This is a genomic window from Nonomuraea solani, from assembly GCF_900108335.1.
GTDB lineage: Bacteria > Actinomycetota > Actinomycetes > Streptosporangiales > Streptosporangiaceae > Nonomuraea > Nonomuraea solani.
This window is the reverse complement of sequence record NZ_FNVT01000001.1, coordinates 15,416-38,196: the sequence shown is the minus strand read 5'-3', so window position 1 is coordinate 38,196 and position 22,781 is coordinate 15,416. Positions and strand designations below refer to the sequence as shown.

Sequence of the window (22,781 nt, the reverse complement as noted above, 5' to 3'; positions counted from 1 at the left end):
ATTATTACAGCAAGCGCAACACGCGTTACAGCGCGGCGTACGCGTCCAGAATCGGCAGCACCACGTCCGCCGGCGCGCTGGGCAGCGTGGCCACCGACTCCTCGATGCCGAGCCCGGCGAAATAGTCCAGTTTCTCCCGGGTGGGCCGGGTGCCGAACGGGATCACCTTCGCCATCGGCCGCTCCGCCTTCTCGCACGCCTCCCGCAGGGCGGGGAGCGAAGCCTTGATCCCGTGGCCGCCGATCGGCATCCAGCCTTCGGCGTACTCGGCGACGTGGGCGAAGAGTTTCGGTCCCGCGGCCCCGCCGACATAGACGGGCGGCCCGTTCACGGGCTTGGGCCATGACCAGGAGGGCTCGAACCCGTCGAAAGAGGCGACCTCGTCCCGCCACAGCGCCCGCATGGCCAGCACGTTATGACGGGCCACCTCGCGCCGCCGCCCGTACGGGACGCCGTGGTTCTCGATCTCCTCCACGTTCCAGCCGAAGCCGACGCCGACCACCACCCGTCCGCCGGACAGATGGTCGAGGGTGGCGATGGCCTTGGCGGTGACGATGGGGTCGCGCTGGGCGGCGAGCAGGATGCCGGTGCCGACACGCAGCCGGGTGGTCGCGGCGGCGGCGAAGGAGAGGCCGACGAGGGGGTCGAGGGTGCGCTTGTACTCCTCGGGCAGCTCGTCCTGGCCGGCCGCCGGCGGGGTGCGGCGCGAGACCGGGATGTGGGTGTGCTCCGGCACGTAGAGCGAGTCGAAGCCGCGCTCCTCGGCGGCCCTGGCCAGGTCCTGGATCGGCATGGCCCGATCGGTGGCGAACATCGTGACCCCGAGCCTCATGCGCCGACCTCCTTATGAACCAAGCGATTGCTCGGTTAAGATTTCCAGAGTACCTTGCAGAAGACCATCCCGCGGAAAGAGGTTCCCGGTGAAGTTCTCTATCTTCCTGAATCCCCAGATTCCAGGCTCTGGATATGCGGCCGAGGAGAATGCCAAGGCCAAACGCCCGATCGGGCGCGACACGGAGTCGTACCAGAAACTGCTGCACGAGGTACGGGAGATAGCCGTCCACGCCGACCAGATCGGGTTCGACGCGCTGATGATGACCGAGCACCACTTCCACTCCGAAGGGATGGAGTTCTCGGTCAACCCGCTGATGTTCCTCACCGATCTGGCCGCCAGGACCGAGCGGATCCTGCTCGCGCCGCTCGGCATGGTGCTGCCCGCCTGGGACCCCATCAGGGCGGCCGAGGACGTGGCGCTGCTCGACCAGTTCTGCAAGGGACGGCTGCGGCTGGGCGTGGCGCGGGGCTACCAGAACCGCTGGATGAACGTCCTGGGCCAGCGCTGGCACGCGGCCGCCGCCCGCTCCGACGGCTCGGCCACCGACACGCGCAACTTCGACGTCTTCGGTGAGGTGCTGAAGATCATGAAGCTGGCGTGGACGGAGGAGAGCCTGCGGTACAAGTCGGACGTGCTGGACTACCAGGTGCCCTATCCGTACGAGGGCATCGAGGGCTGGCCGGCCATCGAGTGGACCAGGACCTTCGGCGCGCCAGGGGAGCTGTCGGAGGACGACAAGGTGCAGGCGGTGTCGGTCTGCCCGCGGCCGTACCAGAACCCGTACCCCGAGCTGTGGCAGCCGTTCACGATCTCGGACCGGTCGGTGATCAGGGCCGCGCAGGAGAACATCCTGCCGTGGATGTTCACCCCCAACCCGGACGACCACGCGGCCAAGGCCAAGCTGTACCAGGAGGAGTCGGCCAAGCAGGGCCGCGACTACAAGCTGGGCGAGCACACCGGCATCCTGAAGATCGTCGGCATCTCCGACACCACCGAGGACGCCATCAACACCTTCGGCCGCAGCATCCCCAAGGACTTCGCCGCCTTCTTCGGCCCGTTCGGCTACCTGGAGGTGCTGCGCAAGAAGGAGGACGAGAAGCACAAGCCCATCTCCCCGGAGAAGGGCGACGCCAAGCGCATGAACGACGTCGAGATGGCCCTGTTCGGCACCCCCGACGACGTCAAGCGCGGCATCCAGCGCATGCTGGACCGGATGCCGGACCTGGAGTGGTTCGGGCTGTACATGCAGGGCCAGCAGGGTGTGCTGCCCCTGGACACGGTCAAGCGGAACCTCGAACTGTTCGCCACCAAGGTCGCACCGGAGTTCCGATGAAATTCTGGCTGGGAGCCTCGTTCGTCGACACCGGCCAGTTCCTGGAGCTCGCGCGGGCGGCCGAGCGGTGCGGGTTCGACACGCTGACGCTGTCCGATCATCTCTTCTACGCGGACTTCGCCTCGCCGTACCCGTACTCGAAGTCGGGGCGGCCACGCTGGGACGCGAGCACGCACTGGCCGGACGTCTGGGTGACGATCGGCGCCATGGCGGCCGTGACCAGCACGCTGCGCTTCTCCCCGAACGTCTACATCGCGCCCGCCCGTGACCTGTTCACCGTGGCCAAGCAGGTCTCCACGGCCGCGGTGCTGTCGGGCGAGCGCGTGACGTTCGGCGTCGGGGTGGGCTGGTGCAAGGAGGAGTTCGAGGGCACCGGCCAGGACTTCCACACCCGCGGCCGGCGGCTGAACGACATGCTCCCCGTGCTGCGCGCCCTGTGGACCGGCGAGACCGTGACCGTGGACGGCCTGCCGCCCCTGTCGATCTCCCCCACCCCGGCCGCTCCCATTCCCGTCTACGTGGGCGGCGACAGCGAGGCGGCCCTGCGGCGCGCCGCCAAGCTGGGCGACGGCTGGATCGGCAACCGCATCTACACCGAGGAGCAGTTCGACACCGTCCTCGACACCCTGCGCGGCCACCTCGCCGAACATGGAAGGGCCGACGAGCCGTTCGAGATCATCGCGCCGCTGGCGGTCCTGCCGGACGCCGGCACCTACCGCCGCTTCGCCGCCAAGGGCGTCACGGGCACGATGGCCGCCCCGTGGTGGCTGGCCACCCCCGAGGAGAAGGCCCGGTACGGCGAAGGCACCCTCGACCTCAAGATCGCCACCATGGAGCGCTTCGCCGAGGAGGTCATCGCGAAGATGTGAGCCCCAGCTCCACCATGGCCACCTCGACCAGGTCCGGCGGCACCTCCGCCACCGCGCCCACCCGGACCAGCGCCGCCAGCCCCAAGTAGGTCCCGTACCCGGCCAGCACCCGCCGCGCCGCCTCCTCAGGCCGCTGGCCGGCCTCCTCCAGCGTCCTGCGCATGTACGCCAGCCGCCGCTCGCTCACCCGCCGCGCCACCGCGCCGACCACGGGATCGTCGGCCTCACTGATCAGCCGGAAGGAGATCGCCGCGTCCTGCGCGTCGCCGAACGCCTGCTCCAGCAGCGTCCGCATGCGCACCACCGGATCCGGTACGCCTTCCAGCCCCGCGATGACCTCCTCGGTCCACGCCTCCCAGCGCGCGAGCGCCGCCTCCACGAGCGCCCGCCGGTTGGCGAAGTGCCAGTAGAAACTGCCCTTGGACACCCCGAGCCGCACCGCGACGGGCTCCACGGCCACGGCCGCCAGCCCGCCCTCGGCCAGCGCCGCCAGTGCCGCCCGCGCCCAGTCGTCCGCGCTCAGCCGCCCCACCCGGTCACGCCCCGGACAGGTTGGTCATGATGCGCCGCAGCATCTCCGCCATCCGCGCGATCTCCTCCGGGGAGAACCCCTCGAAGACCTGGTGGGTGATCCGCCCGAAGATCGGCGGCAGGCGCGGCACCAGCGCCCGGCCCTCGTCGGTCAGCTCGATGACGATCGAGCGCCGGTCCTCGGGATGCCGGGCGCGCCGGAGCAGGCCCTTGGCCTGCAGCCGGTCGCACAGGCGGGTCATCCCGGCCGTGTCCGTGCCGAGCCGGGTCTTCAGCAGGCTCGGCGTGCTGGCGCCGCCGGACGCGTGCAGCAGCAGCGCCGCCTGCTGGGCCGTCAGCCCCAACGGGGCCAGCCGCCGCTCGGTCTCGGTGTTCAGTTCCCGCCCCACCTGTACGAGCAGCGCCCCTCCGCCCAGGGTCAGCTCGAAAGGTCGTTCCGTCATATGGCCAGGCTACTGGCTGTCACGACAGCGATCCGGGCTGCCCCTGGACAGGGGCGGTGCGAAGGGACGATAGCCTCATCTCGTGCTGGATAAGATCGCAGCCACCCGTTATGTGACCCCGTTGCGGGAGGGCGGGTCCCTGCCCGGCGTGGTCGAGGCCGACGACCTGGGCACATACGTGGTGAAATTCCGCGAGGCGGGTCAGGGCCGGCGGGTGCTCGTCGCCGAGATCATCGCCGGAGAGCTGGCCCGCCGCCTCGGGTTCAGGACCCCCGATCTGAAGCTCATCGACCTCGATCCGCAGCTCGGCATCAGGGAGCCGGACGAGGAGGTGCAAGACCTGCTCAAGGCCAGCACCGGCCTCAACCTGGCGGTCGACTTCCTGCCCGGGGCGCTCGGGTTCGAGCCGCTGGCCTGGGTCGCCGATCCGCTGTTCGCGGCCAGGCTGGTGTGGTTCGACGGCCTGATCCACAACATCGACCGGAGCTGGCGCAACCCCAACCTGCTGGTCTGGCACCGCGACACCTGGCTGATCGACCACGGCGCGGCGCTCTGGTTCCACCACAACTGGCGCACCGCCGACCCGCAGCGGCCGTTCGACGCGAGTGACCACGTGCTGGCGCCTTACGCGGGCGACGTGCCGGCCGCCGGCGCCGATCTCGCCCGCAGGATCACCGCCGAGCTGCTGGAGACGGTGACGGCACTGGTGCCGGACGAATGGCTGGAGGGCGAGCCGGGCTTCGACTCGCCGGCGGCCGTGCGGCGGGCGTACGTCGATCATCTGCTCGAACGGGCTCACGGCGAGTGGCTCGTACGCAGTGAGCACCTGTCGCCGAAGACCGGCCCCGGTTCGGTCGGCGAGTTCTGGCGGGGAGGCGGCAGCCGATGACCAGGGACGTCTACGAGTACGCGGTGATCCGCGTCATCCCCAAGGTCGAGCGGGGCGAGCTGATCAACGCGGGCGTGCTGCTCTACTGCCAGCCGCGCGGTTACCTGTGCGCCCGGGTCGAACTGGACCCGGCCCGGCTGCGCGCCCTCGATCCGCACGCCGACATCGACGGGATCGACCGGGCGCTCAGCGCGTACGAGCTGGCCTGCGGCGACGACCCTGGGCCGCTGGCGGGCGAGCCGCTGGGCGGCAGGTTCCGCTGGCTGACGGCGCCGCGCAGCACGATCGTCCAGACGGGCCCGGTGCACGCCGGACTCACCGCCGATCCGGTCACGGAGCTGGCCAGGCTCTTCGACAAGCTGGTGCGAATCTAGAAAAGCCCGGACATGTCTAGAAAAGTACGGACATGAACGTGTCGACCTCGTGGAAGCCCACCTTGCGGTAGACGGCCCGTGCCGACCGGTTGAAGTCGTTGACGTAGAGGGTGACGATCGGGGCGAAACAGCTCATGGCCGCTTCGACCACGGCGGCCATCCCCGCCGCCGCGTGACCCTTCCCGCGCAGGTCGGGCGCCACCCAGACGCCCTGGATCTGGCAGGCCTGCGGCGTGACGGCCCCCACCTCGGCCTTGAACACCACCCGGCCGTCCTCGATCCGCGCGTAAGAGCGCCCGATCCGGATCAGCTCGGCCACCCGGGTCCGGTAGAGGGCGCCGCCGTCACCGAGGTTGGGCGAGACCCCGACCTCCTCGGTGAACATCGCCACGCACGCGGGCAGCAGGATGTCGAACTCGTCCGGCCGCACCCGGCGTACGAGCGGATCGGCGGGCACCGGCGACTTGCGCGAGGTGGCCATGACCGGCTGAGCCCAGCGGATCGCGCGCGCCCGGCCCCAGTGCGGCTCCAGCCGTTCCCAGAGCAGGGAGACAGCGTCGATCGGCCCCACGATGGACGAGCAGCGCCGCCCCTGCTTACGGGCACGGTCGGCGAAGGCGTGCACGGCCTCCGGACCGGCGTTCACCGGCACCATGTTGGCACCGGCGTAACAGAGTGACACAAGGCCACCGCGCTGCCCGAACCCCCACATCTGCCCACCGAGCCGGGCCGGATTGAGTCCGACGGCCCGCACCCGGGAGGCGACGAAGACGTTCGCGACCGGATCGCTGTCCAGCAGGGCGAGAACCTCGTCCCGGTCGCTGTCGTCGAGCACGCGCGACGCCGATGTACGCAGCATCACTAGGTCAGACTACGCGAAGGGTTACCGATTAGCTCATCTGGCGCTGCCCACGGTAACCCTTTCTTGACGTCACCTTCCGCCGGTGAGCCCTCCGAGCGCTCCGAGCAGCCCCAGCAGCTCGGCGGACTTCGGCTCTCCCGACGTCATGTGGGCGGCCGGACGGGGCTCCGCGAGCGCGGCGCACGTGGCCCCCCGCTTGGGCAGCGACCCGTCCCTCAGGTACGCCGCCAGGTGCCCGTCCACGCACGCGTTGCCGCCGAGCGAGATGCCGTGGTTGCCCCCGCTCTCGACCACCATGCGCGAGGTCGGGAAGCGCTTGGCCATCTCCATCGCCCCCTTGTACGGCGTCGCGGCGTCGTCGCGGGACTGCAGGATGAGGACCGGGGGCAGCTTCTTCGAGCCCTGGACCTCGACCGGCTTGCCGCCCTTGACCGGCCAGAAGGCGCAGGGGGCGTTGAACCAGGCGTTCGGCCAGGTCAGGAAGGGCGCGCGGCGGTGCATCGCGTCCATGTCCGTACGCCACCGGTCCCAGTTGCGCGGCCACCGCGCGTCGCGGCACTGGACACCGAGGTAGACGGCGTACCCGTTCTCGTCCTTGGCGTCCTGCTTGCCGTGCTTGTCGTAGATCTCGATGAGGCCCTTGGTGTCGCCCTGGCGCACGTACGAGGACCACGCCTGGGCGAACAGCGGCCAGACCTTGTCGCTGTAGCCGGCCACGGTGAAGGTGTCGTCGAGCTCACTCGGCCCCACGATGCCACCCGCCGGACGGGCCCGCAGGCGGTCGCGCATCGCGTAGTAGGCGAACGACGTCTGCTTGGTGCCGGCGCCCAGCTTGTACACGGAGTTGTGCTTGGCGGTCCAGGCCAGGAACTGGCGGTGGCGGCGCTCGAAGGCGCGGTCCTGCTTGAGGTTGGACTCATACCAGACGCCGGAGGGGTCGACGGTGCTGTCCATGATCAGCCGCTTGACCCGGTTCGGGAAGAGGGTGGCGTAGACGGCACCGAGGTAGGTGCCGTACGAGTAGCCCAGGTAGCTGATCTTCTCCTCGCCCAGGGCGGCGCGGACGCGGTCCATGTCCCTGGCGGTGTTCTCGGTGGTGAGGTGCGGCAGCAGCCAGGACCAGAGGTGGCCGCAGCGGCCGGCGTACTCGGCGGCCCGGGCGAGCAGCACCTTCTCGTGCGCCTTCCCGTGCGGCACCGCGTCGGGCCGCGGCGCCTTGTAGTAGGCGGCCGGATCCACGCAGCGCACGGCCGGCTCACTCCCGCCGACGCCCCGGGGGTCGAACCCCACGATGTCGTACCGCTCGGACACGTCGACCGGTAGCTGCGTGGCGACGTACTCCGTCAGGTCCCGCCCCGGCGACCCCGGCCCCCCGGGGTTGATGAGCAGCGTGCCCAGATGGTTCGCGTCCCTGGACACCTTCGCCTTGATCCGGTTGAGCGCGATCTTGATCGACTGCCCCATGGGGGCGCGGTAGTCGAGCGGCACCCGCACGGTGGCACACTCCAGATCGGCCGCCACCGCCTTCCCCGCCACCTTCGGACAGGCCCCCCACACCGCCGCAGCCGGCGCCCCCCTGTCGGCCACCGCACTGTCCGCGGTCACGATCCCGGCGACCAGCACCACCAGCCCGGCAACAACCCCAACTACCCGCTTCACCCGGCCCCCTTCCCAGTCATAGGCCCTGTCATAGGCCCTGCGATGCTCCCGCGAGCGATCGGGTCGTGACGCTGGGTATGGGGAAGGCTTGCCATTTTGTAATGGATCCATTGCAAGGCGTAGTCAAGCACGGCCGGTCTCGGAGAAGGGCATGTTCGTTTCGTTCGATTTCTTGCTACAGTCGAGATGGTGAGAGGAGGCTCAAATGACGGCTGAACTGGTCGAACGGACGGTTCTTCCGCCTGGGGTGCCGCTGGATCAACTGGCCGATGCGGTGCGACACGCTCACGGCGGACACGCGGAGCTGGTCGGGGCGTCCGGAGAACGAATCGTCCTGCCCGACGAGGTGTTCGAGGTCGTCCAATTGGTGGTGCTGGCGATGGCCGCCGGACAGGCGGTCACGATCGCGCCTCATCACCAGACGCTCACCACTCAGGAAGCCGCCGACCTGCTGGGCGTGAGCCGGCCGACAGTGGTCCGACTGCTGGAACGCGGCGAGATCCCCTACGAACAGCCGGGACGACACCGCCGGATCCTGCTCCGCGAGGTGCTGGCCTACCAGGAGCGCCGTCGTCACCAACGCCGAGCCTCTCTGGACCGGATGGTCGAGATCTCCGAAGAAGCCGATCTGTACGAGGCAACCGCCGACTTCCGCCCGACCAGGTGATCAGATGGGGTCGGCATGACCTATAGCGTCGTCCTTGACACGCGCGTTCTGTATCCCGCCTATCTACGGGACACTCTGCTGCGCCTGGCGGAAGCCGGCCTGTTCCGGCCGCTGTGGTCCGCGGACATCCTGGATGAGCTGGACCGTAACTTGATCAGGGCAGGCATCCCTGCCCAGGTCGTGCGCCGGCTGGTGGCCGAGATGCGACTCGCCTTCGAAGACGCCGAAGTGATCGGCTACCAGCCTCTCATCCCCACGGTGACCTGCGACGAGAAGGACCGTCATGTGCTGGCCGCCGGAGTGTGCGTGGGCGCGAACGCGCTGGTGACCTTCAATGCGAAAGACTTTCCCGCAGACTCCCGCGAGCCGTACGACATCGAACTGCTCACTCCGGACATCTTCCTCCTCGGCTGCTGGATGCGGCACCCCGAATTGTCCTTCGAACGCTGCGCGAGCAAGCTGACGGCTACAAGCGCGATCCCAGAACCGTACCGGGACTGATGACAGCCCTGGAGCGAACCGGCACACCAAGGTTCGCCGATGAGGTCAGACGATGGTTCGGATGAGCCGGCCGGGGTGTGGGCCTACTTTCAGGCCCACACCCCGGAAGAAGATCAGCCGACCGTGACCGTCGGGCTCGCGTCCTCGTCGAGGTCGACCTCGACGCCCATCTCGTCGGCCAGGCGCAGGGCCTCCTCGATCAGGGTCTCGACGATCTGCGACTCCGGTACGGTCTTGATGACCTCGCCCTTGACGAAGATCTGCCCCTTGCCGTTGCCCGAGGCCACCCCCAGGTCCGCCTCCCTGGCCTCCCCGGGCCCGTTGACGACGCAGCCCATGACGGCCACCCGCAGCGGGACCTTCATGCCCTCCAGGCCCGCCTGGACCTGCTCGGCGAGGGTGTAGACGTCGACCTGGGCGCGGCCGCACGACGGGCAGGAGACGATTTCGAGGCCGCGTTCGCGCAGGCCCAGCGACTCCAGGATCTGGGCGCCGACCTTGACCTCCTCGACCGGCGGGGCCGAGAGGGAGACGCGGATCGTGTCGCCGATGCCCTCCGCCAGCAGCGCGCCGAAGGCGACGGCCGACTTGATCGTGCCCTGGAAGGCGGGGCCGGCCTCCGTGACGCCCAGGTGCAGCGGGTAGTCGCAGCGGGCGGCCAGGAGGCGGTAGGCGTTGATCATGACGACGGGGTCGTTGTGCTTGACCGAGATCTTGATGTCGCGGAAGCCGTGCTCCTCGAACAGGGAGCACTCCCACAGCGCGGACTCGACCAGCGCCTCGGGGGTGGCCTTGCCGTACTTCTGCAGGAGCCTGGGGTCGAGGGAGCCGGCGTTGACGCCGATGCGGATCGGGACGCCGTGGTCGGCGGCCGCGCGAGCGATCTCGCCGACCTTGTCGTCGAATTTCTTGATATTTCCGGGGTTCACCCGGACGGCCGCGCAGCCGGCCTCGATGGCGGCGAACACGTACTTCGGCTGGAAGTGGATGTCGGCGATCACCGGGATCTGCGACTTCTTCGCGATGATCGGGAGCGCGTCGGCATCGTCCTGAGACGGTACGGCCACGCGGACGATCTGGCAGCCCGACGCCGTGAGCTCGGCGATCTGCTGCAGGGTGGCGTTGACGTCGGCGGTCACCGTCGTCGTCATCGACTGCACCGAGACCGGCGCGTCCCCGCCCACGGGCACGCTGCCGACCATGATCTGGCGGGAGTGGCGGCGTTCGGCGAGGGGCTTGGGACGGACCGACGGGATGCCGAGAGCTACAGGAGACATTTCAACCCTTAGTGTGACGACGCTTTCCAGTTTAGGTAGCTAGCGGGACTGCCCGGCTGTGAGTTCCGCCGCACGGGCGCGCGCCCAGGCGTCGGCCGCCAGCACCTCTTCGACGGAATCGGCGGGAGTCACCTGGTGCTCCTCGACGACCTTGGCCACGGTGTCGACGATGGCCAGGAAGGGCAGCCGGCCCCGCATGAACGCGTCGAGGCACGCCTCGTTGGCGGCGTTGTAGACGGCCGGCGCGGTGCCGCCCTCACTGCCGACGTGCCTGGCCAGCGCGACGGACGGGAACGCCACGTCGTCCAGCGGCTCGAACGTCCACGTGTGCGCCTTGGTCCAGTCGATCGGCCGGGCCGCGCCGGGGACGCGCTCGGGGTGGCCGAGCGCCAGCGCGATCGGCAGCCGCATGTCGGGCGGGCTGGCCTGGGCGATGGTGGAGCCGTCGATGTATTCGACCATGGAGTGGATGATCGACTGCGGGTGCACCACGACCTCGATCCGGTCGAAGGGCAGGTCGAACAGCAGGTGTGCCTCGATCACCTCCAGCCCCTTGTTGACCAGGGTGGCGGAGTTGATCGTGATGACCGGGCCCATGGACCAGGTGGGGTGGGCCAGCGCCATCTCCGGCGTGACGTCGGTCATCTCCTCGCGTTTCATGCCCCTGAACGGCCCGCCGCTGGCGGTGATCACGAGCTGACGGACGCGCGAGGGGTCGTGACCGCCGGGCCCGGCGGCCCACAGGCACTGCTGCACCGCCGAGTGCTCGGAGTCGACCGGGAGGATCTGGCCGGGGCTCGCCAGCCGCTTCACCAGCGGCCCGCCGATGATCAGCGACTCCTTGTTGGCCAGCGCGAGCAGCCGGCCCGCCTCCAGCGCGACCAGCGTGGAGGTCAGCCCGAGCGCGCCGGTGATGCCGTTGAGCACCATGTCGCACTGCCAACCGGCCACCTCGGCGACGCCTTCCGGCCCGGCGAGCACGACGGGCCGGGCGTGGTGCGCCGCCAGCGCCTCCTTCAGCGCCGGTACGGCCGAGGCGTCGGCCACCGCCACCACCTCGGCGCCGAACTCCGCCGCCTGCCTGGCCAGCAGGTCGACCTTGCCACCCCCTGCCGCCAGCCCGGCGACCCGGTAGCCGCCCGGGTTGGCGGCGATGACGTCGAGGGCCTGCGTGCCGATCGAACCGGTGGAGCCGAGCACGACGACGGAGCGGAGGTTCTCTGCATGCACGCCTCCATTGTCCCCGCTGGACGGTGCGCTCGGGCACGCGGGCCTGCCCGAACTCGATTTTCCTCCCTTTTGCGACGTGCGATAACACACGTAATTCCGGCTGGAATATCGCCATATCAGCTTGTACGAGTCCCAATAAATCTGGATATTTAGGCGGCTGACCTCCAAACACCCAGACCGCTCATCAAGCACCCCAAAACACCCACACACCCTGGGCCATTTACCGAAAGTAACGACAACGACACACGTCGTGGTGCACACTCGTGATCCATGACCCTGAGCACCCCCCTGCTTGCGGCCGCTCCGCTCCTGGCAGGGCTGATCGGCCCCACGCTCCTCGGCGCGGTCCCGGGCCCGCAGCAGGCCGGCGCGCCTGCCGCCGCACACGTCCGCACGGCCGCCGCCCACAGCGACATCGTCGAGCACGTGGCCGCGCGCACCCCCGCCGACCAGCAGCGCGTGCTCGCCTACTGGACCACGGAGCGCATGGCCAGAGCCCTCCCGATCGGCCTGCTCGACGTCGTGACGAAGGGCGGAAAGCTGGTGGACGACCTGACGGGCCGTACGAGCACCCGCACCACGTCCGACCTCACAAGCGAGCAGGCCGCGCGCAGGCTCATGGGCGCGGCACGCCCCCTGGCGGCGGCCAGACCCGACGCCAGGACGGTCGGCGCCCGCTGGGTCACGGGCGGCCTGGTGGCCAGGACCACGGGCCGGGTGTTCCTGACGGTCGCCGGGGCCGACTTCGTCTGCTCGGCCAGCACGGTCAGGAGCGCCAACAAGGACGTCGTGGTCACCGCCGGCCACTGCGTCAAGGACGGCGTGGGCGAGTGGGCGGCGAACTGGACGTTCGTCCCCGGTTACCGCACGGGCGGCGCGCACCCCTACGGCCAGTACACCGCCCGCCGCATGTTCGTCGCCGGCCCCTGGTCACGCAGCGGCGACGACAACCACGACGTCGGCATGGTCGCCCTGGCCACCTCGGGCGGCAAGCACGTCGCCGACGCGGTGGGCACGCAGGAGATCGGGTTCAACTCCTCGCGCGGCGGCCAGGCGTTCGGCTTCGGTTACCCCGCCGACCCGCCCTACGACGGCGACCACCTGGTCTACTGCGCGGGCCGCCTCAAGGACGACCCGTACGGCCAGACCCGCGACCAGGGCCTCGGCTGCGACATGACGGCGGGCTCCAGCGGCGGCCCCTGGATGACGAGGTTCGACCCCACGACCGGCAAGGGCACGATCACGTCGCTGAGCAGCTTCAAGTACAGCGACGACCAGCGCACCATGTACGGCCCCTACTTCGGCGACGCCGCCAAGGCCCTGTTCAACACGGCCGAGCACGCCTAGGTCAGAGCGACAGCCCGGTCAGCACCATGACCTTCTCGTACGTCAGGTCCGTCATCGCCGAGTGCAGCCCCTCGCGCCCGATCCCGGAGTCCTTGACCCCGCCGTAGGGCATCTGGTCCGCCCGGTACGACGGCACGTCGCCGATGATCACGCCGCCCACCTCCAACTCCCTGTTGGCCCGGAAGGCGGCGTCCAGCGAGCGCGTGAACACCCCGGCCTGCAGCCCGTACGCGGAGTCGTTGACCGCCGCGTACGCCTCCTCCATCGACCCCACCGGCTGGAGGATCATGACGGGCCCGAAGACCTCCTCGCAGGCGACCTTGGCCTCCCGGGGGACGTCCGACAGCACCGTCGGGGCGAAGGTCGCGCCCTCCCTGGTGCCGCCCGCCAGGACCTTGGCCCCGGCGGCGACGGCCTCCTGCACCCACTGCTCGACCCGCTCGGCGGCGGCCTCCGAGACCAGCGGGCCCACCTGGGTCTTCTCGTCGGCGGGGTCGCCGGTGACGAGGCCGGAGACGGCCGGGAGCAGGCGTTCGACGAAGGCGTCGTACACCGGCCGCTCGACGATCACCCGCTGCACCGCGATGCAGCTCTGGCCGGCCTGGTAGTTGGAGTAGAGCGCGATGCGCTGGGCCGCCCAGTCGAGGTCGGCGTCGGCCAGCACGACGGCGGCCGCGTTGCCGCCCAGCTCCAGCGTCACGTGCTTGCGCGGCACCTGGTCGGCGATGGCGTACCCGACCGGCGCCGAGCCCGTGAACGACACCACCGGGAGCCGGGGGTCCTGGACGAGGCCGGAGGCGCGGTCGTTCTCGATGGGCAGCACCGAGAACATGCCGGCGGGCAGGTCGGTCTCGGCCAGGATCTCGCCGAGCACGAGCGAGGACAGCGGCGTGGCGGGGGCGGGCTTGACGATGACGGGCGCGCCGACGGCGATGGCGGGCGCGACCTTGTGGGCGACCAGGTTGAGCGGGAAGTTGAACGGGGTGATCGCCAGCACGGGTCCGTACGGGACGCGCGACACGTACGCCAGCCGCCCGGCCGCCGCCGGCTCGGTGTCGAGCCGCTGCACGTCGCCCGACCAGCGGCGGGCCTCCTCGGAGGCGAAGCGGAAGGTGGCGACGGCCCGGCCGACCTCGCCGCGCGCCCAGAGGATGGGCTTGCCGTTCTCGGCCGTGATCAGCCGGGCGATCTCCTCGGCCCGCTCGGCCAGCCGGCGCGAGACGTGGGCCAGGGCCTCGGCCCGTACGTGCACGGGCAGCGCGGCGGCCTGCCCGGCCACCGCGCGAGCGGCCGCGACGGCCTCCTCGACCTGGGCGTCGGTGGGCACGGAGTGCCTGCCGACCTCGCGGCCGTCATGCGGGTTGGTGACGGTGAGCTCGGTGTCCCCGGTCGCGGCGCGGCCGGCCAGCCAGAAGGTACGCACGTCCATACCCCCGACGTTATGCCAAGCCGCACACCGGGGATTTACACCACGATGCACAAGACTCCCGCGAGGGCCCACCGTTAAGTACAAGCCCCGTTGTATACCCATGATGTAACAGAAGTAGACCCAATTCGGGATGTTTACCATGCGGGGTGGTTTGAGCGATCTCCGCCATGGCTAAGTCATCGGTGCGGGTCTCCAGCGCGGCGGGCCCCCGATCTGAAAGGCGTGGGCCCCGTGACCGAACAACGTGAGGTCACAAGGACACTTCGTTCCTTGGCCACAGGGGGACTCTCATGACCTCGGCGCCACTGGGCCTGCAGGGCGCCTACCTGCTGGGTGAGCGTGCCGGTCACGACGAACTCCGTTCCCGTCTGCTCGACGTGGCGGTGAACCTGCTCCAGTCGGACGGCCCGGAGAGCCTCACCATGCGCAGGATCGCCGCGGAGGCGGGCTGCACGACGACCGTGATGTACACCATGTTCGGCAACCGGGAGGGTCTGGCGGAGGCGCTCTATCTGGAGGGGTTCGAGCGCTTCCGCCGCTTTCTCGAGTCCGTGCCGCAGCGCCGCAACCCGTTCGAGCACCTGAGCGCGCTCGGGCCCGCCTACCGCCAGGCGTGCCTGGCCGAGCCGGGCTACTACAGCCTGATGTTCGAGCGCGCGATCCCCGGCTTCGAGCCCAGCGAGCGCGCCAGGACGCTGGCCCGCGCCGCCCTGAACATCCTCGACCGGGTGATCGCCGACTGCATCTCGGCCGGCTACCTGGTCCCGACCCAGCCGCGCAAGATCGCGGACGCGCTGTGGGCGGCGGCCCAGGGGGCGATCAGCCTCGAACGGGCCGGGCACCTACGCGACGGGCGGACGTACGAGGCGGTGACGATGGCGACTATCTGCTGCTATCTGGTGGAGAAGCAGGACTAGGCCGTTGGGCCGCCTCCAGGGCGAGCCACAGCTCCGCGCGTACGCCGGGGTCGTCGAGGTCGCGGCCGAGCAGTTCGGCGACGCGTCTCATGCGGTAGCGCAGGGTGTGCCGGTGCACGCCCAGCCGCTGCGCCGCCGCGTCCCAGTGGCCGTTGCTGTCCAGGTACGCGCGGAGCGACCGCACGAGGTCGGCCCGGGAGCCGTACCCGGTGAGCGGGGCCAGCAGCGCGGCCGAGAACGCCCGCACGGTGGCCTGGTCGAGCAGCCCGAGCAGGCCCTGACCGGCCAGTTCCCCGAACCGGACCACGCCGCCGCCGCCCGACTCCAGCGCCCTGCTCGCCTGGTCGAGGGCGTTGCGAAGGCCGTCGTATCCGCAGGGCTGGCTGAGGCCCACGGGCCCCTCGGCGGCCGCCGCGACCTCCTCCGCCTCCGGTTCGGCCACCAGCGCGACGACCGGCTCCTCACCGGAGCCGCTGTGAGGGCCGCTGTGAGGGCCGCCGGGCGCGGCGGTGAACGCCACGGGCTCCAGGGCCTCCAACGCCTCCGGAGGCGCCGCGAGCACGATCAGGGGCCCGTCCGGGAGCCGTCCGCCGAGCGCGCCCAGCACCGTGCGGGCCCGGTCCTCCTCCCCCGACAGCAGCAGCTCCAGTACGGCGGTCCTGAGGCGGCGTTCGGCGGCGAGCTGGGTCCTGCCCTGTTCCATGGCGAGGGTGAGCAGCGAGCCGGCCGCGTTGATCACCGTGTGGGTGACGGGCGAGAAGGCGTGCCCGGCCCCCACGGCGAAGAACCCGCGCGGCCGTCCGCCGCCGCCCAGCGGCTGGATGACGGTGTGCTCCCCTGGCGCGGACAGCGCGAGACTGTCCGGCGGCCGCTCGGCACCCCCGGTACGGCCGGGGACGGGGCGGCCGCGGCGGCGGGCGAGTTCGGCGGCGACCGCCTCCGTCCTGGCGCCGCGCGTGGCGTGCCGGACCTCGCCCGACTCCTCCAGCAGCGCCGCCCACCCGCCGACCTCCTTGGCCAGCCGGTCGATGACCGCGTGCATGCCCTCGGGCCGCAGCGCCGCCCGCGTCAGCCGTCCCTGGGCGGCGAAGGCCCGGGTGACCTCCTCGTACTGCTCGGCGGCCAGCAGCTCGCTGACGGCCTTGCCGACCGCGATGAACGGTGTCTCGCGCGGCACCTCGAACAGCGGCAGCCCGGCCTCCTCGGCGGCCTCGACGAGGGCGGGCGGCGTCTCCTCGTGCGACACCCCGACGCCGAACCCCAGCCCGGCCACTCCCCTGGCCACCAGGCGGCCGACGTAGTGCCGCAGGTCGCCTTCCATCCGCATGCCGGTGGTGAGCAGCAGTTCGCCGCCCTCCAGGTACGGTGTGGGGTCCGCGAGCTCGCTGACCGCCACCCACCGCACCGCGGCGTCCAGCACCCCGCCGCCCGAGGTCCCGGCCAGCGGCCGGAAGTTCATGCGGCGCACGACGGTCTGCAGCGTAGGCGGCATGCGTGTTTTATCCATTCCGGCAAAGACGAGCACCTTCAGTGTGACATATCGACGTATCGGCCCAGGTGGGAGCCCGCCGTAGCGTCAGAACCATGAGCATTCCCCAGGAGCGGCGCCTCGTGACCGCGATCCCAGGCCCCAAGTCCCAGGAGTTGCTGGCCCGCAAGCAGTCCGCCGTCCCGCCCGGCATCGGCACCGCCCTGCCGGTCTTCGTCACCCGCGCCGGCGGCGGCGTGGTGCAGGACGCCGACGGGAACTCGCTGATCGACTTCGGCTCCGGCATCGCCGTGACGAACGTCGGCAACGCCGCGCCCAAGGTCGTCGAGCGGGTCCAGAAGCAGGTGGCCGACTTCACCCACACCTGTTTCATGGTCACGCCGTACGAGTCGTACGTGCGGGTCTGCGAGAAGCTCAACGAGCTGACCCCGGGCGACCACGAGAAGCGCTCCTTCCTGGTGAGCTCCGGCGCCGAGGCCGTGGAGAACGCGGTCAAGATCGCCCGGCACGCCACGGGCCGGCCGGCCGTCGTGGTGTTCGACCACGGCTACCACGGCCGCACGCTGCTCACGATGACGCTGACGGCCAAGAACATGCCGTACAAGGAGGGATTCGGCCCGTTCGCGCCGGAGGTGCACCGGGTGCCGCTGGCCTACCCGTACCGGTGGCCGAGCGGCCCGGAGAACTGCGCGGACGAGGCCGTCGAGCAGGCCATCGACGTGATCACCAAGCAGATCGGCGCGCACAACGTGGCCGCCGTGGTGATCGAGCCGATCGCCGGCGAGGGCGGGTTCATCGTGCCGGCCAGGGGGTTCCTGCCGCGCATCGCGGAGTTCTGCCGGGCGAACGGGATCGTGTTCGTGGCCGACGAGGTGCAGACGGGCTTCGCGCGTACCGGGACGATGTTCGCCTGTGAGGACGAGGGCGTCGTGCCGGACATCATCACCACCGCCAAGGGCATCGCGGGCGGCCTGCCGCTGGCCGGGATCACCGGGCGCGCGGAGATCATGGACAAGGTGCACGCGGGCGGCCTCGGCGGCACGTACGGCGGCAACCCCCTCGCCTGCGAGGCCGCGCTCGGCGTGCTGGAGACCATCGAGGCGGAGGACCTGGTCGCCAGGGCCCGCCGCATCGGGGAGATCATGCTGCCCCGCCTGGAGGCGCTCAAGGAGCGGTTCGAGGTGATCGGCGACGTACGCGGGCGCGGCGCGATGATCGCGATCGAGCTGGTCGAGCCCGGCACCAAGGAGCCGAACCCGGCGGCCGTGGCGGAGATCGTGAAGCGCTGCCACGCGGAGGGCCTGCTGGTCCTGACGGCGGGCACGTACGGCAACGTCCTGCGCTTCCTGCCGCCGCTCGTCATCCCCGAGCACCTGCTCGAAGAGGGCCTCGGCATCCTGGAGAAGGCGATCGCCGAGCTCTAGACGAAACCCAACGAAACGGGCATCCAGCTTGCGGCTGGATGCCCGTTTTGTGGTGTAACAGGCGGCACTCGGGTAGAGAATTCACCCTGACTTGACGCTCAGCTAGACGCCTCCGGCCTCGGTCAGGGTTATAACGGTTCCGACATAGGGATGGGCTATGGCTGCTGGGAGCGTGATGAACTGGGGTCCGACCAGAACGGCGCGGAGTGTGTTGACGTTCGACCCTGAGGGCTTGACCTCGGCACAGCGCGAGGGTGACGCGTGTGTCGTCTGCCACAAGCGCTGGCCGCGACCGCGCGTGCGCGTGGGCCGGCTGCCCGACGACTCCGCGGTGCTCGCCTGCGGCGACTGCGCGGAGGCGCTCATGCCCACCCCGATGGCCACCGTGGTCGCCTTCCCGTCTCGCTGAGCCGAGCTGAGCCGCCGCCCGCGCGGCGGTGAGCGAGACGCCCCGGGACGGGGGGAAGGCCCGGGGCGCCTCCGCAGGCCGCGTCCGCGGGGGAAGGACACGACCGCGTCACTCACTTGGTCGTCAGTTTGCCCCACCGGTCGGTCCAGACGAGGCGGTAGTCAGTGCATTCCCCGTCTTCGGCCCGGCAACCGTCAGGCGGCCGCACGGCGAACAGCACGCGGTCGAGCCGTTTGTCGTCGCCCGCCCCGTAGAGCTCGCACATCAGCCTGGCCCGCCCCTTGCACGCCTTGCCGTTGGCGGGCGCCATCCCCGCCCACGCGGCCGCGTCGCGCTGCGCGCCGGACGCGGTCATCCAGTTGAGCCAGCGATAGGCGCAGGTGGTGTCGGTGACGCCGGCGCCGAGCATCCAGGAGTCGACCCAGCCGGTCGTGCGATCCGTCGCGATCGTCTTGACCGGGTTGCCGGCCCGCTGCAGCAGCAGCCGGTAGTAGGGGGTGGCCTGCGCGTAGTCGAGCTTCCCCGTGGCGAACCCGGTGACCAGGTCGATCGGGCTGCTCCAGTAGGTGCGGTCCTTGGTGCGCTCCAGCAGCGCCATCGCCTTGCCGAAGTCGGTCGTATCCAGCTCGTAGGGCTCCTTCGCGCCCCCGGCCATGGCCGCGTCCGCGATCGTCATCGCGCTGTCCCTGAGCGCCGTCCGGTCCGAGGCGAACACCTGCTCCAGCCCGCCGCCCTTGACCCGGTCGGAGGCGTAGAGGAACTCGTCGTACGCCCACAGATAGGGCACCCCGTAGACCTTGCCCGACACGGTCATCAGGTCGCGGAAGCGCTCGTCGATGTCCTCGAAGCCGGTCACCTTGGCCGGGTCGATGGGCTGCGCCTGCTTGCGCTCGATGAGGTCGCCCGCCAGCACCGGCCCGGCGCTGATCACGTCGTAGGGGCGGTCGTCGGCCCGGTCGGCCATCTCCTCGGCGCTCTGCACGACGTCGAGCCTGGCGATGCGGCAGCCGGTCTCCTTCTCGAACGAGCCCACCCAGTTGACCTTGGGGCTCGTGCCGCCGTATTCGGCGTAGCCGCGATAGGTGAGAATCTGCAGCGTGCCGTCGCTCTGCGTGACGGTCGGCGAAGGAGTGGGAGTAGGGGTGGGGCTGGGACGGCCCGCGCCCATGCCGGCGACCAGAGCCGTCACGGCGAGCACCATGGCACGTCGTTTCACGATGTCCCCCCTTGCACCCGCGCCGTCCCTGCGCTGGAGCTTACCGGGGACGGGGCCGGGAGGAACGCCACGTTCACTCCCGGCCGAAGCGCGAGCGCCTACCCGTTCGTGGGGAAGCCCAGGTTCACGCCGCCGTGCGACGGGTCGAGCCAGCGGGAGGTGACGACCTTGCCCCGCGTGTAGAAGTGCACGCCCTCGGTGCCGTGCACGTGCGTGTCGCCGAACAGGGACGACTTCCAGCCGCCGAAGCTGTAGAAGGCCATCGGCACCGGGATGGGCACGTTGATGCCGACCATGCCGACCTCGACCTCGTTCTGGAAGCGCCGGGCCGCGCCGCCGTCGTTGGTGAAGATCGCGGTGCCGTTGCCGTACAGGCCGCCGTTGATGATCTCCAGGCCCTCCTCGTACGAGGAGACGCGCACGATCGACAGCACCGGGCCGAAGATCTCGTCCGTGTGCGTACGCGACCCGGCCGGCACCTGGTCGAGCACGGTCGGGCCGAGCCAGAAGCCGGGCGTCTCCGACGCCTTGCCCCCGCCCAGCACGGCCGTCTCGCGGCCGTCGACGACCAGCTTGGCGCCCTCCTCGACACCGAGGTCGAGGTAGGAGGCGACCTTGTCGCGGTGCGGCCCGGTGACGAGCGGGCCCATCTCCGACTCGGGGTCGTCGCCTGGGCCGATCACCAGCCGGTCCACCCGCTCGACGATCTTCTGGACGAGCTCGTCGCCGATCGGGTCCACGGCCAGCACGACGGAGATCGCCATGCACCGCTCCCCCGCCGAGCCGAACCCGGCCGAGACCGCCGAGTCGGCCACCAGGTCGAGGTCGGCGTCCGGCAGGACCAGCATGTGGTTCTTGGCGCCGCCGAGCGCCTGGACGCGCTTGCCGTGCGCGGTGCCGCTCTCGTAGACGTAGCGGGCGATGGGGGTGGAGCCGACGAACGAGACGGCGCGCACGTCGGGGTGCTCCAGCAGCCGGTCCACGCTCACCTTGTCGCCCTGCACGACGTTGAACACGCCGTCGGGCAGCCCGGCCTCCTGCCAGAGCCGCGCCATCAGCAGCGACGCCGACGGGTCCTTCTCCGACGGCTTGAGCACGAAGGCGTTGCCGCACGCGATCGCCACCGGGTACATCCACATCGGCACCATGGCCGGGAAGTTGAACGGCGTGATCCCGGCCACGACGCCCAGCGGCTGCCGGAGCGAGTAGGAGTCGACCCTGGTCGAGACGCCCTCGGAGAAACCGCCCTTGAGCAGGTGCGGGATCCCGCAGGCGAACTCCACGACCTCCAGGCCGCGGGCCACCTCGCCGAGCGCGTCTGAGTGCACCTTGCCGTGCTCGGCGGAGATCAGCGCGGCCAGCTCGTCGCGGTGGGCGTACATGAGCTCGCGGAAGCGGAACAGCACCTGTGCCCGCTTGACCAGCGAGGCGTCCCGCCAGGCGGGGAACGCCGCGACGGCGGCCGCCACGGCCGCGTCCACGTCGGCGGCGGCCGCCAGCGCGACGTGGCCGCTCACCTCGCCCGTGGCCGGGTTGTACAGCTCCGCGGTGCGCGCGGGGTCGCCGTCCGCGATCGCGCCGTTGATCCAGTGCTTGACGAACTTCACTGCGCAGCAGCCTCCGCGTCGATGGTCTCCAGGGCCGTGACGATGATGCCGAGGCCCTCGGTGGCCTCGTCCACCGTCAGGGTGAGGGGCGGCGCCATGCGGATGGCGGTGCCGTACAGGCCGCCCTTGCCGGCCAGCAGGCCCGCCCGCTTGGTCTCCTCCATGAACCGGGCCGCCTGGGCGGGGGTTTCGAGCTCGATGGCGAACATCAGGCCCTTGCCGCGCACGTCCTTGACGATGGACAGCCGCCCGGCCGCCGCCTTGAGTCCGCCGATGATGATGTCGCCGGTCCGCGCGGCGTTGGCCTGCAGGTCGCGGTCGAGCACGTAGTCGAGGGTGGCGTTGGCGGCGGCCATGGAGATCGGGTTGCCGCCGAACGTGGACAGGCCCACCGCGTGCGGCGCGTCCATGAGGTCGCCGCGCGCCACGATGCCGCCGACCGCGAAGCCGTTCCCGAGCCCCTTGGCGAACGTGATCATGTCGGGGGTCACGTCGTGGTTCTGGATGCCGAAGAACGCGCTGCCCGTCCGGCCCCACCCGGTCTGCACCTCGTCGGAGATGAACAGGATGCCCTGCTCGTCGAGCACCTCCTTGTACGCGGCGAACAGCCCGTCGGGGGCCATCGTGAACCCGCCCACGCCCTGGATCGGCTCGGCGATCAGCGCCGCCACGTCGTTGGAGACGCTCGTGGCCAGCACGTGCCGCAGGTCGTCCACGCACGCCTGGATGTAGTCGGCGTCCGACAGCCCCTTGAACTGGGTGAGATGCCGGTCGGCGCCGTGCAGGAAGTGCACGTTGAGCGGGGACAGCGAGTTGTTCTTCCAGGCCCGGTTGGAGGTGACGCTGACCGCGCCGAAGCTGCGGCCGTGGTAGCTCTGGCGCATGGCCAGCACCTGGTCGCTCTTCCGCGCGTACGTGGCCAGCAGCAGCGCCGTCTCGTTGGCCTCGGTGCCGGAGTTGGTGAAGAAGACCTTGGCGTCGGGGATGCCGGAGAGCCGCGCGATCTTCTCGGCCAGCTCGATCTGGCCGCGCAGCAGGTAGACGGTGCTGGTGTGCACCACCCCGGTGGCGAGCTGGCGCTCGACGGCCTCACGCACTTCAGGTACGTCGTAGCCGATCATGTTGGTCAGGATCCCGGCGAAGAAGTCGAGATAACTCTTGCCGTCCGCGTCGATGACGCGGTTGCCCTTGCCACTGACGATCTCGATGGGCTCGGTGTAGTTGAGTGCCAGCCAGTTGGGCATGACCGCCCGGTGGCGCGCGAGAAGCTCCGACATGCTACCGAGTATCCCTTTTCCGTTCCCCGCCCTCATACCTCCAACCTGTCGGGGACGCCAGGAGATGGCTTACAGAGTGGAAAATCCCCTAGGGGATCTCCCGTCCGCCTGGAGGTGTACCGATCTCCGCTCTTCTACGTCCCCGGAATCACCGCGAATGACCACTGGCGGGCGACGACCGGGACCGCCCCCCTCG

The 22,781-nt window shown here is 70.3% G+C and carries 22 protein-coding genes; 10 read left to right on the top strand and 12 right to left on the bottom strand.

Annotation, left to right across the window (positions count from 1 at the left end; all coding sequences use genetic code 11):
• Positions 1–25: 25 nt before the first annotated feature.
• Positions 26–832: a TIGR03619 family F420-dependent LLM class oxidoreductase gene (locus tag C4V41_RS00175; protein WP_103953653.1), complete on the bottom strand. Its 807-nt coding sequence runs from the start codon at positions 830–832 to the stop codon at positions 26–28.
• An 88-nt stretch (positions 833–920) separates the two neighbouring features.
• On the opposite strand from C4V41_RS00175, the gene C4V41_RS00170 reads away from it, so the two are divergent.
• Both C4V41_RS00170 and C4V41_RS00165 read left to right on the top strand, forming a co-directional pair.
• Complete coding sequence (locus C4V41_RS00170) at positions 921–2,168, top strand: LLM class flavin-dependent oxidoreductase (protein WP_103953652.1); 1,248 nt, start codon at positions 921–923, stop codon at positions 2,166–2,168.
• A complete protein-coding gene (locus C4V41_RS00165; protein ID WP_103953651.1) occupies positions 2,165–3,037 on the top strand; it encodes a TIGR03619 family F420-dependent LLM class oxidoreductase in 873 nt (290 codons plus the stop codon). Before C4V41_RS00170 ends, C4V41_RS00165 begins: the two co-directional genes overlap by 4 nt.
• On the opposite strand, the gene C4V41_RS63845 is transcribed toward C4V41_RS00165, so the two are convergent.
• Together C4V41_RS63845 and C4V41_RS00155 are read right to left on the bottom strand one after the other, a co-directional pair.
• A complete protein-coding gene (locus C4V41_RS63845) occupies positions 3,021–3,569 on the bottom strand; it encodes a TetR/AcrR family transcriptional regulator (RefSeq protein ID WP_103953650.1) in 549 nt (182 codons plus the stop codon). The two genes, C4V41_RS00165 and C4V41_RS63845, sit on opposite strands and share 17 nt — an antisense overlap.
• 4 nt (positions 3,570–3,573) lie before the next feature.
• Positions 3,574–4,011, bottom strand: a complete 438-nt coding sequence (locus tag C4V41_RS00155) for a MarR family winged helix-turn-helix transcriptional regulator (protein ID WP_103953649.1) — start codon at positions 4,009–4,011, stop codon at positions 3,574–3,576.
• A gap of 82 nt (positions 4,012–4,093) precedes the next feature.
• On the opposite strand from C4V41_RS00155, the gene C4V41_RS00150 reads away from it, so the two are divergent.
• Both C4V41_RS00150 and C4V41_RS00145 read left to right on the top strand, forming a co-directional pair.
• The gene (locus C4V41_RS00150) at positions 4,094–4,900 is read left to right on the top strand and encodes a HipA family kinase (RefSeq protein WP_103953648.1); all 807 of its coding nucleotides are present in this window, start codon (positions 4,094–4,096) and stop codon (positions 4,898–4,900) included.
• Positions 4,897–5,274, top strand: coding sequence for a DUF3037 domain-containing protein (locus C4V41_RS00145; protein WP_103953647.1), 378 nt, complete (start codon positions 4,897–4,899; stop codon positions 5,272–5,274). Before C4V41_RS00150 ends, C4V41_RS00145 begins: the two co-directional genes overlap by 4 nt.
• 16 nt (positions 5,275–5,290) lie before the next feature.
• Here the strand turns inward: C4V41_RS00145 and C4V41_RS00140 are convergent, their stop codons facing one another.
• A complete protein-coding gene (locus tag C4V41_RS00140) occupies positions 5,291–6,133 on the bottom strand; it encodes a GNAT family N-acetyltransferase (RefSeq protein ID WP_103954650.1) in 843 nt (280 codons plus the stop codon).
• A gap of 72 nt (positions 6,134–6,205) precedes the next feature.
• Positions 6,206–7,795, bottom strand: a complete 1,590-nt coding sequence (locus tag C4V41_RS00135) for an alpha/beta hydrolase (protein WP_327535306.1) — start codon at positions 7,793–7,795, stop codon at positions 6,206–6,208.
• Positions 7,796–8,000: 205 nt separating this feature from the next.
• Between C4V41_RS00135 and C4V41_RS00130 the strand changes: the two genes are divergently transcribed.
• Both C4V41_RS00130 and C4V41_RS00125 read left to right on the top strand, forming a co-directional pair.
• The gene (locus C4V41_RS00130) at positions 8,001–8,462 is read left to right on the top strand and encodes a helix-turn-helix domain-containing protein (RefSeq protein ID WP_103953645.1); all 462 of its coding nucleotides are present in this window, start codon (positions 8,001–8,003) and stop codon (positions 8,460–8,462) included.
• 15 nt (positions 8,463–8,477) lie between these two features.
• The gene (locus C4V41_RS00125) at positions 8,478–8,963 is read left to right on the top strand and encodes a PIN domain-containing protein (protein ID WP_235029826.1); all 486 of its coding nucleotides are present in this window, start codon (positions 8,478–8,480) and stop codon (positions 8,961–8,963) included.
• Positions 8,964–9,076: 113 nt separating this feature from the next.
• Here the strand turns inward: C4V41_RS00125 and ispG are convergent, their stop codons facing one another.
• Both ispG and dxr read right to left on the bottom strand, forming a co-directional pair.
• Positions 9,077–10,240 (bottom strand): flavodoxin-dependent (E)-4-hydroxy-3-methylbut-2-enyl-diphosphate synthase, encoded by a 1,164-nt coding sequence (ispG, locus tag C4V41_RS00120; protein ID WP_103953644.1) that lies wholly within the window; start codon positions 10,238–10,240, stop codon positions 9,077–9,079.
• Between the two features lie 39 nt (positions 10,241–10,279).
• The gene (dxr, locus tag C4V41_RS00115) at positions 10,280–11,470 is read right to left on the bottom strand and encodes a 1-deoxy-D-xylulose-5-phosphate reductoisomerase (protein WP_103953643.1); all 1,191 of its coding nucleotides are present in this window, start codon (positions 11,468–11,470) and stop codon (positions 10,280–10,282) included.
• Between the two features lie 270 nt (positions 11,471–11,740).
• Here dxr and C4V41_RS00110 point away from each other — a divergent pair, with 270 nt between their 5' ends.
• Positions 11,741–12,817: a trypsin-like serine peptidase gene (locus C4V41_RS00110; protein ID WP_200823655.1), complete on the top strand. Its 1,077-nt coding sequence runs from the start codon at positions 11,741–11,743 to the stop codon at positions 12,815–12,817.
• 1 nt (position 12,818) lies between these two features.
• Here C4V41_RS00110 and C4V41_RS00105 read toward each other — a convergent pair whose 3' ends face one another.
• On the bottom strand, positions 12,819–14,246 hold the full coding sequence (locus C4V41_RS00105) for an aldehyde dehydrogenase family protein (RefSeq protein WP_103953642.1): 1,428 nt from the start codon (positions 14,244–14,246) through the stop codon (positions 12,819–12,821).
• 290 nt (positions 14,247–14,536) lie between these two features.
• Here C4V41_RS00105 and C4V41_RS00100 point away from each other — a divergent pair, with 290 nt between their 5' ends.
• Positions 14,537–15,163, top strand: a complete 627-nt coding sequence (locus tag C4V41_RS00100) for a TetR/AcrR family transcriptional regulator (protein ID WP_103953641.1) — start codon at positions 14,537–14,539, stop codon at positions 15,161–15,163.
• Here the strand turns inward: C4V41_RS00100 and C4V41_RS00095 are convergent.
• Entirely contained in the window at positions 15,129–16,655 is a 1,527-nt protein-coding gene (locus tag C4V41_RS00095; RefSeq protein ID WP_103953640.1) for a PucR family transcriptional regulator, read from the bottom strand. The genes C4V41_RS00100 and C4V41_RS00095 overlap by 35 nt on opposite strands.
• Before the next feature lie 92 nt (positions 16,656–16,747).
• On the opposite strand from C4V41_RS00095, the gene gabT reads away from it, so the two are divergent.
• Together gabT and C4V41_RS00085 are read left to right on the top strand one after the other, a co-directional pair.
• Positions 16,748–18,076 (top strand): 4-aminobutyrate--2-oxoglutarate transaminase, encoded by a 1,329-nt coding sequence (gene gabT, locus C4V41_RS00090; protein ID WP_103953639.1) that lies wholly within the window; start codon positions 16,748–16,750, stop codon positions 18,074–18,076.
• 232 nt (positions 18,077–18,308) lie between these two features.
• Positions 18,309–18,485 carry a hypothetical protein gene (locus tag C4V41_RS00085; protein WP_407669887.1) on the top strand — a complete coding sequence of 59 codons (177 nt, stop codon included), beginning with the start codon at positions 18,309–18,311 and terminating at the stop codon, positions 18,483–18,485.
• A 112-nt stretch (positions 18,486–18,597) separates the two neighbouring features.
• Here C4V41_RS00085 and C4V41_RS00080 read toward each other — a convergent pair whose 3' ends face one another.
• From C4V41_RS00080 to C4V41_RS00070, 3 genes are all read right to left on the bottom strand, one after another.
• Positions 18,598–19,701, bottom strand: a complete 1,104-nt coding sequence (locus C4V41_RS00080) for an extracellular solute-binding protein (RefSeq protein WP_146103475.1) — start codon at positions 19,699–19,701, stop codon at positions 18,598–18,600.
• 98 nt (positions 19,702–19,799) lie between these two features.
• Complete coding sequence (locus tag C4V41_RS00075; RefSeq protein ID WP_103953637.1) at positions 19,800–21,308, bottom strand: CoA-acylating methylmalonate-semialdehyde dehydrogenase; 1,509 nt, start codon at positions 21,306–21,308, stop codon at positions 19,800–19,802.
• Positions 21,305–22,585 (bottom strand): aspartate aminotransferase family protein, encoded by a 1,281-nt coding sequence (locus C4V41_RS00070; protein ID WP_103953636.1) that lies wholly within the window; start codon positions 22,583–22,585, stop codon positions 21,305–21,307. The genes C4V41_RS00075 and C4V41_RS00070 overlap by 4 nt, the downstream gene beginning before the upstream one ends.
• Positions 22,586–22,781 lie beyond the last annotated feature (196 nt).